The sequence below is a fragment of the Pseudomonas sp. PIC25 genome, from assembly GCF_002286785.1.
Lineage (GTDB): Bacteria > Pseudomonadota > Gammaproteobacteria > Pseudomonadales > Pseudomonadaceae > Pseudomonas_M.
Map to the genome: position 1 here is coordinate 1 of NZ_MUJY01000144.1, position 13,118 is coordinate 13,118.

Annotated in this window: 11 protein-coding genes and 1 pseudogene; 8 read left to right on the forward strand and 4 right to left on the reverse strand. The window is 62.7% G+C overall.

What is annotated here, in order from left to right:
• Positions 1-289: 289 nt before the first annotated feature.
• Together BZL41_RS18030 and BZL41_RS18035 are read right to left on the reverse strand one after the other, a co-directional pair.
• Complete coding sequence (locus BZL41_RS18030) at positions 290-673, reverse strand: type II toxin-antitoxin system RelE/ParE family toxin (protein ID WP_095600588.1); 384 nt, start codon at positions 671-673, stop codon at positions 290-292.
• A 7-nt stretch (positions 674-680) separates the two neighbouring features.
• Positions 681-971 (reverse strand): type II toxin-antitoxin system Phd/YefM family antitoxin, encoded by a 291-nt coding sequence (locus BZL41_RS18035; RefSeq protein WP_095600597.1) that lies wholly within the window; start codon positions 969-971, stop codon positions 681-683.
• Between the two features lie 277 nt (positions 972-1,248).
• Here BZL41_RS18035 and BZL41_RS18040 point away from each other — a divergent pair, with 277 nt between their 5' ends.
• The 4 genes and pseudogenes from BZL41_RS18040 to BZL41_RS29475 all read left to right on the forward strand — a co-directional run.
• Positions 1,249-2,172, forward strand: coding sequence for a type IV toxin-antitoxin system AbiEi family antitoxin domain-containing protein (locus BZL41_RS18040; protein ID WP_256578193.1), 924 nt, complete (start codon positions 1,249-1,251; stop codon positions 2,170-2,172).
• Positions 2,156-3,097: a nucleotidyl transferase AbiEii/AbiGii toxin family protein gene (locus tag BZL41_RS18045; protein ID WP_095600590.1), complete on the forward strand. Its 942-nt coding sequence runs from the start codon at positions 2,156-2,158 to the stop codon at positions 3,095-3,097. The genes BZL41_RS18040 and BZL41_RS18045 overlap by 17 nt, the downstream gene beginning before the upstream one ends.
• A gap of 382 nt (positions 3,098-3,479) precedes the next feature.
• A complete protein-coding gene (locus tag BZL41_RS18050; RefSeq protein ID WP_095600591.1) occupies positions 3,480-4,088 on the forward strand; it encodes a hypothetical protein in 609 nt (202 codons plus the stop codon).
• A gap of 192 nt (positions 4,089-4,280) precedes the next feature.
• Positions 4,281-4,556 (forward strand): annotated as a pseudogene (locus BZL41_RS29475) (Hint domain-containing protein); the annotation flags it as partial.
• A gap of 219 nt (positions 4,557-4,775) precedes the next feature.
• Here the strand turns inward: BZL41_RS29475 and BZL41_RS29125 are convergent.
• Positions 4,776-4,997 (reverse strand): hypothetical protein, encoded by a 222-nt coding sequence (locus BZL41_RS29125; protein ID WP_256578194.1) that lies wholly within the window; start codon positions 4,995-4,997, stop codon positions 4,776-4,778.
• A gap of 174 nt (positions 4,998-5,171) precedes the next feature.
• On the opposite strand from BZL41_RS29125, the gene BZL41_RS29130 reads away from it, so the two are divergent.
• From BZL41_RS29130 to BZL41_RS18070, 4 genes are read left to right on the forward strand one after another with little or no spacing between them, the layout of a single operon-like run.
• A complete protein-coding gene (locus BZL41_RS29130) occupies positions 5,172-6,521 on the forward strand; it encodes a TolC family outer membrane protein (RefSeq protein WP_256578195.1) in 1,350 nt (449 codons plus the stop codon).
• Complete coding sequence (locus BZL41_RS18060) at positions 6,521-8,368, forward strand: efflux RND transporter periplasmic adaptor subunit (RefSeq protein ID WP_095600593.1); 1,848 nt, start codon at positions 6,521-6,523, stop codon at positions 8,366-8,368. The genes BZL41_RS29130 and BZL41_RS18060 overlap by 1 nt, the downstream gene beginning before the upstream one ends.
• Before the next feature lie 7 nt (positions 8,369-8,375).
• Positions 8,376-10,523 (forward strand): PqqD family peptide modification chaperone, encoded by a 2,148-nt coding sequence (locus tag BZL41_RS18065; RefSeq protein WP_095600594.1) that lies wholly within the window; start codon positions 8,376-8,378, stop codon positions 10,521-10,523.
• The gene (locus tag BZL41_RS18070; protein ID WP_095600595.1) at positions 10,516-12,504 is read left to right on the forward strand and encodes a preprotein translocase subunit SecA; all 1,989 of its coding nucleotides are present in this window, start codon (positions 10,516-10,518) and stop codon (positions 12,502-12,504) included. Before BZL41_RS18065 ends, BZL41_RS18070 begins: the two co-directional genes overlap by 8 nt.
• Before the next feature lie 113 nt (positions 12,505-12,617).
• Here the strand turns inward: BZL41_RS18070 and BZL41_RS18075 are convergent, their stop codons facing one another.
• Entirely contained in the window at positions 12,618-12,866 is a 249-nt protein-coding gene (locus BZL41_RS18075; protein ID WP_095600596.1) for a hypothetical protein, read from the reverse strand.
• Between the last annotated feature and the right edge of the window lie 252 nt (positions 12,867-13,118).

The following is a 13,118-nucleotide window of genomic DNA, read 5'->3' on the forward strand; positions in this document are numbered from 1 at the left end:
ACAGCGCACTAAACTACCGCTCGCCTCGCGAGTTCAGGCGCTTGGCTGAGGCATCAACTTAACGGGGTGCCGGTGTCCGGTTTGAGAGGGGCAAGTCCACGACTATCTATTGTCCAAGCCGGAGAGTGGTGAGGGGGAGGTCGCATACAAACGTGTTGTGCGTACAGTGAAGTGGGAGGGTTGCGAGACTTGGCTTGTTTCCTGGTTCGACGAGAGCCTGCACGAAGAGGCAGCGGCGAAACGGGAGGTTGCGGCAATTCTCCAAGGATGGCGCAGCGATTCATCGCACTCAGTGGTGACCGGTGTTCCAAAGCTGGGCGAAATCGAAGGACAGTTGCCGGTGATGCCTGATCGAGAGGAGGTAGACGACCTCGCCAAGATGGGCATAGAGCAGTAGGTAGTCCGGTAGAAGGTATTCCCTTAGCTCCCCGTCGCCCAGTTTGCTACGTAGCCCCTCAATAGCCTGGCTCACTTCCACCGATCCGATTCGGCGGGCCATGAAGGAGCGGCCCATGTTGGGGAAACGTTCGAGATTGGGGAGAACGGTGCCGAGCAGGTCATCCAGCAGCTGATCGAAGGCATAAGCAGCATCCGCATCAGTCAGGAATCGCTCGATATCCTGCAGATTGCGCTCGAAGTTGGCGGTGAGATGAACCGGAATTCTGGCCGACACAGAGAGATCACTCGCTGCGACGGCGTTTCAATTCCTCGAGGGTGGTTCTGGCATCCTGGGTCCGGCCGGCCGCGACATCTTCCAGGCCACGACTGGCCTCGTTGATCAGTAGCAGGTGAATCCGTTCACGCTCCAGTTGGTGGTAATAATCCAGGCGTTCGGCATCGATGAGGGCAATGTAGCTCTCGCCATTCTTCGTGATGATCTTTTCGGCCCCAGCTTTAACCTGCTCGGCCAACTCGGAAAGACTGGCTCGGGCCTGGGAAAGGGGAACGATGTCACGTGCGCTGATGGCCATGTCTGCCTCGATTTGGTACAGAATTTTGTACATCTTAAGCAGGGCTTGAGCATTCGACCAGCGTGATGTTGCGTCGACCCGATAAGCTGTCGCTAAAGAGAAAAAGGCGCCCGGAAGGGCGCTAGACTTGCCCCTATCCAACCGTACTCTGCCCAACGATAGAGGAGTCCGTGCTGTTGAGACGCCTCGTCATCGCCTGGGAGCTTGGTCGGGGAGATATCGATGAAATGGCGGGGCCAGAAGAGCGATGACAATGTGAGCCCATGTGCCACTGGGTGTGCGTAGTGGCTATTTTAGTCACTCAGGGCGACTGTTTTTTCTGATTTATAAACTGACGGTGTGTCTGCATGCAGTTTTTCTGGGCTATATTTTACTCACCATGAGTGATCAAAATCCTGGAAAATTAAACCGGCTTCTGGCGGGCCTTGGTGATTCAACGTTGGTGACCACGCGCTGGCTACGCGAGCACGGCTATGCCAGCAATCTGGTTGCCCGCTATGTAGCCAGTGGCTGGCTGGAGTCGCCTGCCCGCGGCGTCTACCTTCGCAAAGGGGGGCATTTGTCGTGGCAGGGCGTCTTGCGTGCTTTGCAGGCTGACGAGGGTTTGTCGTTGCATGCGGGGGGGCGTTTCGCGCTTGCATGGCGGGGCCATGAGCACTACCTGCGGCTTGGAACGTCGGCGACCGTGACGCTCTATGGACCAGGGTCTCTTCCCGGTTGGGCCGGCAAGTTGCCGCTGAAGGAGCGTATCGTGGGTTGTGGCAAGGGGCCTTTCGATTTCCAGGCGCTGCGTTTTTCCGGCGAGTCGGCGGATGAAGCACTGCGTGAGAGGGGGCTTGAGCGCCTTTCCCACGACAGTGAGGCCCATGGCTTGGTGTTTGCCACACCTGAGCGGGCGATGCTGGAACTATGCGATGCTCCAGTGGATGCGGCCCTGGTCTATGAAGCGGATGCGCTCATGCAGGGCATGGCGAATCTGCGTCCCAAGCGGGTGGAAATGCTGTTGCGCCATTGCGTCAGCATCAAGGCCAAGCGCCTGTTCCTGGCGCTGGCGGAGCGACACGCTCATGCCTGGTTGCCCCATGTTTCCCTCGAAAATGTCGATCTCGGACGGGGTAAACGCGCCCTGGTGCCTGGTGGCCGCCTGCACCCGACCTATCACATCACCTTGCCGACGGACCTGGATGAACAACTGGGATAGACGTTATACGGACCGGGTGCAGCTACTGGTGGAGATCCTGCCACTGCTGGCCCAGGAGCCTGGCTTCGCGCTGAAGGGCGGGACAGCCATCAATCTCTTCGAGCATGACCTGCCACGCCTGTCTGTCGACATCGACCTGACTTGGCTGCCGGTGCATGACTATGACCATGATGTGCAGCAAATCGAGGCCGCCCTTGGGCGGCTGGCCGAGTCCCTGAGGGCTGTGCCACTCCGCCTGCAAGTGCAGACCTCTGCGGCGGAAGGTACGCGGGCCGTGACCAGGCTGATTGCCAGCCGCGGCCGGGCCCGTGTGCAGATCGAGACAACGCCGGTCATGCGCGGCGCGGTGCATCCGGTCCGGCAGATGCAGGTGAGTTCCCGGGTGGAGGAGGTCTTCGGTTTCGCTTCTGCACAAGTGCTGGATTTCGCGGACCTCTACGCCGGCAAGATGGCGGCGGCGCTGTCCCGGCAGCACCCGCGGGACCTGTTCGACCTGGGGGCGATGCTGGCGGACGAGAGAGCCGACGAGCGCTTGTGGCGGACCTTCCTGGTCTACCTGACCTGTAGCCCCAAGCCCGCCTGGGAGATGCTGGAACCAGGTGAACCGCAAGGCTTCGAGGAGACCTTCAGGGCGCATTTCGATGGGATGACCGCAGAGCCGACGAGCGTTGGCGAATTGCTGGAAAATAGGGCGCAATTGCTGTCTCGTATTGCGGTTTGGCTTGATGCGCCTTCGCGGGCATTCCTGGAAGCGGTGGAAAATGAACGTCTGGATTTCGGGCTTATCGGGTTGCCTCAGGCGGTGGATCTACCAGGCGTCCGGAGAAAGCTGCAAAACCTGAGGCAGCGCTCTGAAGCCAAGCGCAGGGCCGATCGCCAGCAGCTTGACGAGGTCTTGGAGCGGATTACTCGACGGACTGGTTAGTCGAGAAGAACTCCATTCTCGCCCTTCATGGTGGTCGCCAGCCTTACCTTCCTGCGGCAAGGAACCGTGCTATCAGAGGGCACTTCGGTGGAGAGACGACGTTGCCGCTTTTCTGGCGATGAGACGCTACACACGGAAGCGCATGAGAACTCGACCGCAAAAGTCGCAGTTGGGCATTGCCGAGAACATTTAGTGATGTCAAATTGATATTCTTGGGTGGATCACGAATAAATTCAGTGTCTGGTTGGTTTGCCAAGCCTACCGAAGTTCGTGTTCATGTTTACAAGCGGGCGGCGAAGTTACCAACTTCGGCCACGTTGGCACTGGGGTAAGTGCTGAAGTGGATACGGATTTTTGAATTCAACATATAGGGAATTGAAAAATGTCAAAATGGATGAAACTTCTATTGCTCGCACTGGCGGCCGGCTGTGCCTTGGCGCTCTTTTGGGGGGCCTATAGCGATGAAAGAGTCTATTCGGAAAATGGCAAGACAGCAGTCATCAATCCAAATGTTGAGTTCAGTGTCGAAAGGAAAGCGGGGACGAACAAAGAGGCCATTCTGGCGCACATGTCCTATGTGAATCAGGGTGGGGAAACGGTGAAGTTCAAGCGATACCTTTCCAAGGATGTCATCGAGAAACTGGCGGCAGGAACGCCTGTTTACGTCGAATACATTCCTGGCGAATGGAACATGGAGCGCATCCAGGGCCAGAAGAATCAAACGGCGATCTTTGCGCTTGCCTTCCTGGCCTGTGTCGTGGGTTTCGCTTATGTCGCCCGGAAACCGTCGGACCCGGAGTCTGAAAGTGTATCGACGCCTCTGTGGTTGGCCTGGCTGATTCGGGGTGGGCTGCTCATGCTGGCAGTCGGTGGCACGCTGGGTGGTGGAGCGGGGATGTTGTCTGCCAGCCGCGGCATGACGGATGTGATCCTTCTTTTCGTTGGGCTCGCTTTCACCTGGGTATTCGTTCGTTCCTTGAGAATGGAATGAGCAAATCCCTGCACCGCTCAAGACCAGGAAATGACCTGAACGTGACGTTATGGCTATGGATGACGCCAACGTGGCTGCCCAACTGGACATGATTTCTTATTCACACAGTTTCGAGGAGTTGGTGCGCGTCCGCTCGAAGGCGCATACCGGTACTGCTCTTTACAAGCAGATAGTTCCGGGGGCTCGAACGGGATGAGGCAACTGACAAAGACTCCCACGTCCAATGGATTGTGCTTCGCGGCAGGTACCTTGATTCATACCAAAGAAGACCTCAAGCCAATTGAGGAAATCCAGGTCGGCGACTGGGTGCTGTCGCAACCGGAGGAAACAGGGGAGCAGGCCTATAAGCGTGTCACCCGGACGGTGCGGCATGAGGATAAGGCAGTCTATCGGATTAAATGTCATAAGTTTGATGGCGATAGGAATGTTTATCAAAGACTTATCGTTACGGGAAGCCATCCATTTTATGTTGTAGGTCAGCATAAAGATGAGTGGGAGGACCAAGAGTACTGGGACGCTATGCCCAAATATACGGGGTGGCGACGTGCGGACCTGCTAACCGACAGAGACATTGTCCTCCTTGCGAGCGGTGAAACAATTTATATTTCTGCGGTCGATCCTGTCTGGAGAACGAAGCAAACCGGAATTGGCTGGATCGCTACTAGTCGTGATTCGGAAGTTGGGTATTTAATTGATTTGCGCGAGGGGGGGGTGTTTGAAGATTACAAAAATTGTGTTCTCCATGATTTTTCCCCTGAAGATGGGTTTGGCATCCGACATGAAAGTCCCGATGCCGAAGAGGAGTGGACCTATAAGTGTGCGGTGTATAATTTCGAAGTAGAGGACTTCCACACGTACTACGTGGGGGAGCTGGGCGTTTGGGTCCACAACGCCCATGGCTTCGAACATTCACTGAAGCCCCTGAGCCCGTCGGCGGGGAAGGCGACAGCCTCAGCGGATGTTGAGGTCGGTTCCACGCCAGCGGATACGCACGGCAGCCCAGCGCGGGCAGGCAAGCCCGGCCGATGGCGTCGTTGGCGCGAGAATGCGCGGTGGTCGTGGCTCGCCGTGCTGCTGGGCGCCATGAGTGCGCAGGCGCAGCCGCTGTCTCTCTCGGATTTGCTGGAGCGTGCCCGTGCCAGCGAGCCCACCTTCCTGGGGGCCAAGGCCGCGGTTTCGACCGCACAGGCCCGGGAGGACCAGGCGTTCGGCGCGTTGCTGCCACAGCTCAGTGCGAGCGCCGGTACACATGCCAATTCCCGCAATTACGAGACGCGCGACGATGTTACGCCCAGGGCCAGCGATGAATACAACAACCACTCGACGCAGATCAGCCTGACGCAGCCGCTCTGGCGCCCCGCCGACGTGGCGGGCCTGAAGCAGGCCAAGATCATGGTGGCGCAGGCCGAGTACCAACTGACCGCCGCGGAGCAGGAACTGGCGGCGCGCCTGGTGGAGGCCTGGTTCGACCTGCTTGCGGCGCGGGATGCGAAGGCCTTCGCCGACCAGCAGGTGGCCGCGTTGGACCAGCAATGGCGGGTGTCGGCTCGCGCGGAGGAGCTGGGCGCCGGAAGCCATCCTCAGACCGAGGAGGCGTTGGCCAAGCTGGAGCAGGCCAAGGCGGACGCCGCCGTCGCCGAGACGGACATCGAACTCAAGCGTGCCGCCATGGAGCAATGGGTCGGCCCGTTGCCGGAATTCACATTGCCGCACCTGAACGGTTCCGTGGCGCTGATAGACCCGGCAGCGCAGGCGTTGGACGTCTGGCTGCAAGAGGTGGAGGCAGGCAACCCCTCCGTGCTCGCCGCGCGGCAGGCCTACGAGGCCGCCGAGGCCGAGGTGCGCAAGCAGCGGGCCGGGCATTCTCCCACCTTGGACCTGGTGGCCAGCTATGGCAAGAACAGCCAGGCGGTAGGTGGTTTTCCCGGGCAGGCCGGGTATGACATCAAGCAGGGCAGCATCGGCGTGCAATTGAACGTGCCGCTCTACTCAGGCGGTACCCAGTCGGCCAAGGTGGCCGAGGCATTGGCCCAGGAGGAGCGGGCCAGCCAGGAGGTCGAGGCCGCCCGGCGTTCCGCCGTGCTGGCGGCCAAGCGCGCCTGGTTCGCCTGGCGAGGGGCGGTGGCCCGCGCGGCGGCGGGCGCCCAGAGCATTCGCGCGGCGCGTGCGGAGTTGGCCCGTGCCGGCCGGGGCAGCGAACGAGGCCTGCAGACCCGCCTGGAGACTTTGCAGGCCGAGCAGCAATTGCGTGCTGGCCAACGCGATTTCTGCAAGGGGCGCTACGACCAGATCGTCTCGCTCATCCGCCTCAAGGCCGCGGCGGGAACCTTGCTGTTGAGCGACGTCACCGGGATTGACGGGCTGCTGGTACCGCTGCGTGAAGCCGCTGATCCCGAGCCGCGGGTTCACATCGCCGAAGCGGGGGATCGATGATGAATACGGTCGTTGATTCCGCCTCCATCGATCCGGGGACATTGGCCCGGGACGCCGCGGCCGACTGGGAGGCCTTTGCGGCCTCACGAACGGCCGAGGCAAGGTGCCGTGCCTGGCTGGCGCTGGTGTGTGGCCGTTTGCCAGCCATACGGGCGGGCGCCATCTTGATCGAGAACCCGGCGGACCACAGCTACGGACCGGTGGCCGTGTGGCCGAAGGCGGGGCCTGAGCTGGGACGTTTGGGTGCGGTGGTCGAATCGACATTGCAGATGCGCCAGGGCGTGGTGAAGGCGGGTCCGGACGGAGCGGTGCACCTCGGTTATCCGCTGCGGATAGACGATCGAGTCGTCGGGGTGGTGGCGCTGGAATCCTCGGTCTCCGAACGCGAGGCTCCCGCCCTGCTGCGGGAAGTCCACTGGGGCGCGGCGTGGTTGGTGGACATGCTGGCGAGCCGGGAGCGAATCGATGCCACCCAGGGACGCGAGCGATTGGGGTCCGTGCTGGAGGCGGTGGCGGCTGCTCTGCGTCATGGCCAGAAACTCCAACAGGCGATGTTCGAACTCGCCAACGCGCTGCGTGTGCACCTGAGCTGCGCCCGTGTCGCCATTGGCCTGGTGGAGCAGGCGACGGTCCGGCTCGTTGCCCTGTCGGATGCCGCCTCTTTCGACAAACACACGTCCCTGGTCAAGAGCTACCAGAAGGCCATGGACGAAGCCTACGATGCACACCGCATCGTGCAGTCGCCAGCGCCGCAGGGGGCGGAGGAGGGCAACGCACCGTTGCATGACGCATTGCGTGCGATGTCGGGTGCCGGTGCGGTGTTGTCCTATCCGCTGGTGGTAGGCGCCCGATGCGTGGGCGTCATTACCCTGGAGCGGGAAAACACGCGCTTCACCGAACAGGATCGGGTCTGGCTGGACGCCTTCGGCGCCCTGGCGGCGCCCATCGTCGAGCAGAAGCGCTCGGCCGAGCGGGGCGTGCTGCGCCGTCTGGGCGATGACCTGCGCAGCGTTTTCGAGAAACTGTTCGGGCCACGCCACCTGACCTGGAAGGTGGCCACGGCCGCCGTGCTGTGCACGGTGGCGCTGTTGGTGCTGGTACCCATCGACTATCGGGTGTCGGCCAAGACCGTGGTGGAAGGCGAAGTGCAGCGGGTGGTGGCGGCGCCGTTCGATGGTTTCATCGGGGCCGCCCATGTGCGTGCGGGCGATACCGTGAAGAGCGATCAGCTTCTGGCCCGGCTCGACGACCGCGACCTGCGCATCGAAGAGGCCCGCTGGTCGAGCGAGCGCGACCAGTACGAGAACCGGCTGCGCGAGGCCACCGCCAACCATGACCTCACGGCCATGGAAGTGGTGGGGGCGCAACTGCGCCAGGCATCGGCGCAACTCCGGCTGGTGACGGAGAAAATCTCCCGTGCGCAACTGACCGCGGCCTTCGATGGCGTGGTGGTATCCGGCGATCTGAGCCAGCAGATCGGCGCACCGGTGGAAGCCGGCAAGACGCTGTTCGAGATCGCCCCGCTGCATAGTTACCGGGTCATCCTCCAGGTGGACGAACGCGAGATCCGCCATGTGCAGGTGGGTCAATCCGGCCGTCTGGTGATGACCGGCATCGCCGGCGAACCGATGCCGTTCCAGGTGGCCAAGGTGACGCCGGTGGCGACCGCACAGGACGGACGGAACTTCTTCCGGGTCGAAGCCGACCTGGCCGACGCCTCGCCGCGGTTGCGGCCAGGCATGGAGGGCGTCGGGAAGATCGAGGTTGGCAGCCGTTCGCTGTGGTGGTCGATGACCCACGGCTTCAGCGATTGGCTCACCTTGTGGTTGTGGACCTGGATGCCATAGGTGAGCCATGACGCGTAGTCTGTTCAGCTCCTCCTGGCACAGCGTTGCCGATTTGCGGCCGCGCCTGGCAGCCCAGGCGCGGATCGAACGGCATGTGTACCGCGGGCAGGTCTGGTACGTGGTGCAGGACCAGAGCGGCGGGCGCTATCACCGGCTGTCGCCTGCGGCCTACGCTCTGGTTCGCGCCATGGACGGTTCACGCACGGTCCAGGCGCTGTGGGAACAGGCCAACGCCACCGGCACGGGCGATGCCTGTACCCAGAACGACATCGTGGACCTGCTGGTGCAACTGCATGGCGCCGATCTGCTGCAGGCCGACACCAGCCCGGACTCATCGGCGCTGTTCGAGCGCTACAAGCAGAGGCGCCGGATGACCTGGAAGCAGTACCTGCTCAACCCGATGAGCCTGAAGCTGCCCTTGGTGGACCCCCACGACTTCCTGGATCGCTGGGCGCCGCGTCTGGCCTGGTGCTTCGGGCGCCTGGGTCTCGCGCTATGGCTGGCGGTGGTGCTGCCTGCCCTTGTGCTGGCCGGGCAGCATTGGAGCGAACTGACCCACAACCTCTCGGAGCAGGTGCTGTCGTCGAGCAACCTGCTGGTGATGGTGCTGGTATTCCCGGTGGTCAAACTGCTGCACGAGCTGGGGCATGCGTTCGCGGTGCGCGTGTGGGGCGGGACGGTACGCGAAGCGGGAGTGATGCTGCTGGTCTTCGCGCCAGTGCCCTATGTCAACGCTTCGGCGTCGGCGGCGTTCCCATCCAAATGGCGACGAGCCGTGGTGGCCGCCGCCGGCATGCTGGTGGAGGTGTTCATCGCCGCATTGGCGTTGTACGCCTGGCTGCTGATCGAGCCGGGCGTGGCGCGCGCCGTGGCCTACAACGTGATGGTGGTGGCTGGCGTCTCGACCCTGGTGGTCAACGGCAATCCGCTGCTGCGCTACGACGCCTACTACATCCTGTGCGATCTCATCGAGATTCCCAACCTGGCTCAGCGCGGCCAGAAGTACCTGACCTATCTGTGGGATCGCTACGTGTTCGGCGCGCATGACGTGCAGGCGCCGCCGGAGACGGCCCCCGAGAAGCGCTGGCTGGTCTGCTACACACCGTTGGCCTGGTGCTACCGAGTGTTCGTCACCCTGTCGATCATCCTTTTCGTGTCCGGGGAGTTCTTCATCTTCGGCACCTTGATCGCCTTGTGGGGGCTGGTGACCTTGATCGCCGTGCCGCTCTGGAAAGCCTGGCGGCATGTGACCCGCAGCCCGGGACTCCAGCGTCGCAGAGCCCAGGCTGTGCGCCTGAGCCTTGCCTTGGTGGCCGGCATCGCCGTGGTGGCCTTCATCGTGCCGATGCCGCTGTACACCCGTGCGGAAGGTGTGGTCTGGCTGCCCGATCAGGCCATCGTGCGCGCGGGCGGCGATGGGTTCTTCGTGCGCTGGCATGTCGAGCCGGGTTCACGGGTGCGCAAGGGCGACGTGCTTTTCGAACAGGAGGACCGCCAGCTCGCGACCGAAATCGAGGTGGCGCACGCCAAAGTGGACGAGGCCCAGGCGCGTTTCCTGGCGGAGGCGTTCACCGATCCGGTCAAGGCCCGCGTGAGCGAACGGCAGTTGCAGCAGGAGCAGGCGATACTGGCCAAGCTCGAGGAGCGAGCGGCGCGCCTGCTGGGCCGGGCGGAGACCGACGGCATTCTGGCCGCCGCGCAAGCGCAAGACCTGCCGGCACGTTATCTGAAGAAGGGCGAGGTGATTGGCCACGTTCTCGCCAAGGATTCCCTGGTAGCCCGCACGGTGGTATCTCAGGACGACATCCACCTGGTTCGGGCTTACTTCCAGGGGGCTGAGCTGCGCCTGGCCGACAGCATCCGTCATGCCGCGCCGGTATCGCTGATCCGCCCGCCGGCGGGCGGGGTCGATGAACTGCCTACCCCGGCGCTGGGATTGTCAGGAGGCGGAAGGATTCCAACGTTGCCCAGTGATCCAAACGGCGTAAAGACCGTCGAGCGCGTGTTCCTGGTGGATCTGGCCCTGCCAAAGGAACTCCCCCCGGCGGCGTTCGGAGAGCGCGTCTACGTACGCTTCGACCACGGCTGGGAGCCGCTGGCCTGGCAGGGGCTGCGCCGCCTGCGGCAACTGTTCCTGGGGCGTTTCGGTGTCTGACGCACGTGCATTGCTGATCGGCCGCGGCATCGAAGTGGCCGATGGCGCGTACCTCGAGCGTGCCGACCGGCCGGTGCACGCGGTGGAAGAGTGGTTACGCGCCTGGATGACGCTTTTCGGCGGCACGGCTCGTCGTACCGGCCGCTTCGTGCGGCGGGTCAATGCGCTGGAAGCGCAGGTACAGGCCCAGGATGACGATGGCCTGCGCGGCGCGATGCGGGAGGTTGCCGCTCGCCTGCAGACTCAGGGGCTGCAAGAGGAGTGGGTGGCGCAGTCTTTCGCCCTGGTGCGCGAGGCGTCGCGCCGCATCCTGGGCATGCGTCACCACGACGTGCAATTGCTGGGCTCCTGGGTGTTGCTGCAGGGGCGGATCGCCGAAATGGCGACCGGCGAGGGCAAGACCCTGGCCGCCACCCTGGCGGTATGTACGGCCGCCGCCGCCGGTGCCGCCGTGCATGTGGTGACGGTCAATGACTACCTTGCCGAGCGGGATGCGGAAGACAACGCGCCGCTTTATGCCTTCTTCGGCCTGAGCCTGGGCGTGGTGAAGCAGGATATGCCGATCGACGAGCGTCGCCAGCAGTACGCGCGCGACGTGGTCTACGTGTCGAACAAGGAGCTGACATTCGACTACCTCAAGGATCGCATCGCCCTGGGAGACATTTCCGATGCGCAGCTTAAGCTACGCCGTTTGCGAGGCGGCATGGCCGCGCCGGTTTCGCTGCTGAGGGGGTTGCACCTGGCGATCGTGGATGAGGCGGATAGCGTCCTGATCGACGAGGCCCGCACGCCGCTGATCATTTCCGAGACCCTGCCGGACGACCTGGACGAGGCCGTCTACCACGAAGCAATCGAACTCGCCGGGCACCTGGAGAGGGATCGCCACTACCTCCAGGGCCGTGACCGCGATATCTGGCTCACCCCGGCGGGAGAGGCCGAAGTAGCGCAACTGGTGGCAGACCGGGGCGGTGTCTGGGTTTCGCCGCTGTGGCAGAAGGAACTGATTGGAAAGGCGCTGTCCGCACTGCATCTGTTCCATCGCGACCAGCATTACATCCTGGCAGGGGACAAGGTGCAGATCGTCGATGAATCCACGGGCCGGGTGATGCCTGACCGGACCTGGGAACGAGGACTGCACCAGATGATCGAGGCCAAGGAAGGGTGCGAGATTTCCGGGCAGCGTCGCACGCTGTCGCAGATCACCTACCAGCGCTTCTTCGGCCGTTATCTGCTCCTGGGCGGCATGACCGGTACGGCCAGGGAGGTGGAGCCGGAGCTGAAGCGGGTTTACGACCTCTCGGTGACCCGGATTCCGACACACAAGACACCCCGGCGGAAACGCCTACCGGACCGGGTGCTTCGTACCTCCGATGAGCGCTGGGCCGCCGTAGCGGACAGGGCGCGGGAAGTGGCGGGGCAGGGGCGTTCAGTCCTGATCGGAACGCGCTCGGTGGAGGCCTCGGAACACCTGAGCCGGCTGTTCGATGAACGGGGCACGATGCACACCGTGCTCAACGCGCGCCAGGACGAAACCGAAGCAGAGGCGGTGGCGCAGGCGGGACAGCCGGGACGGATCACGGTGGCCACCAACATGGCTGGCCGCGGCACCGATATCAAACTGGCCCCGGCGGTTGAGCAGGCCGGCGGTTTGCACGTGATTCTGACCGAGTTCCACGAGAGCGCCCGGGTGGACCGGCAACTGTTCGGGCGCTCTGCGCGACAGGGCAACCCGGGCTCCGTGGAGGCCATTGTCAGCCTGGAAGACGAGTTGTTCCAGCGCTTCGTCCCGTCCTGGTTGCGCGCCATGCTGACCGTCCGCTTGAACTCCGGCACTCAGCCGGGCAGCCGTTTTTTCCGCCGCGTGGTGACGTTTGCCCAATCCCGTGCAGAGGCACGGGACAGGCGGGTCCGCTTGGACACCCTCCGGCGCGATCGCCAATGGCTGCGCGCACTGGGCTTTGTTGGTGGGCACAGGAAATGATGGGGTTTGTAAGCTGGATGGGTAGCGCAGGGGGCAAGCATTCAGACACGCCGAATGGCCAAGTCTCTCTCGCCACTGATGCTGAGGTGCTTGGCTTCTATCGCGCAACACCACTACCTCTCAATTTGCCGGATATCCAGCACGGCCCAGACCTCCAGCCCCTGCTTCCGGACGGCTTTTTCCGCTTCGAGTTGGGCCTCGAGCGAGCTCATGGAACTGGATTTGTGTTCGAACCGGAAGGGCAGGCCGCCTCCCGGTTTGCGAACGCTCAGCTCGACCAGCATGTAGCGGATCGGAATAGGGGATTTGATGCGGGACTTCGTGGGTTCCGGGCTTGTAGCAAGACCCAGGGCTTTGCGCATTTCGTCTTCGGTAAAGGAGTTCGATGGCACGTAAGGACTCCAAGGATTGTTGTGGGAGGGCTCTACCCCATGAACACTCCTTCAGCTTGGTGTGTGAGCTTACTCGAAAGTGTCCGTGCTAACGGGGTAGAACCCGGGTAGCGGAGCTCTTACTGGACTTGCCCCTCTCAAACCGGACACCGGCACCCCGTTAAGTTGATGCCTCAGCCAAGCGCCTGAACTCGCGAGGCGAGCGGTAGTTTAGTGCGCTGT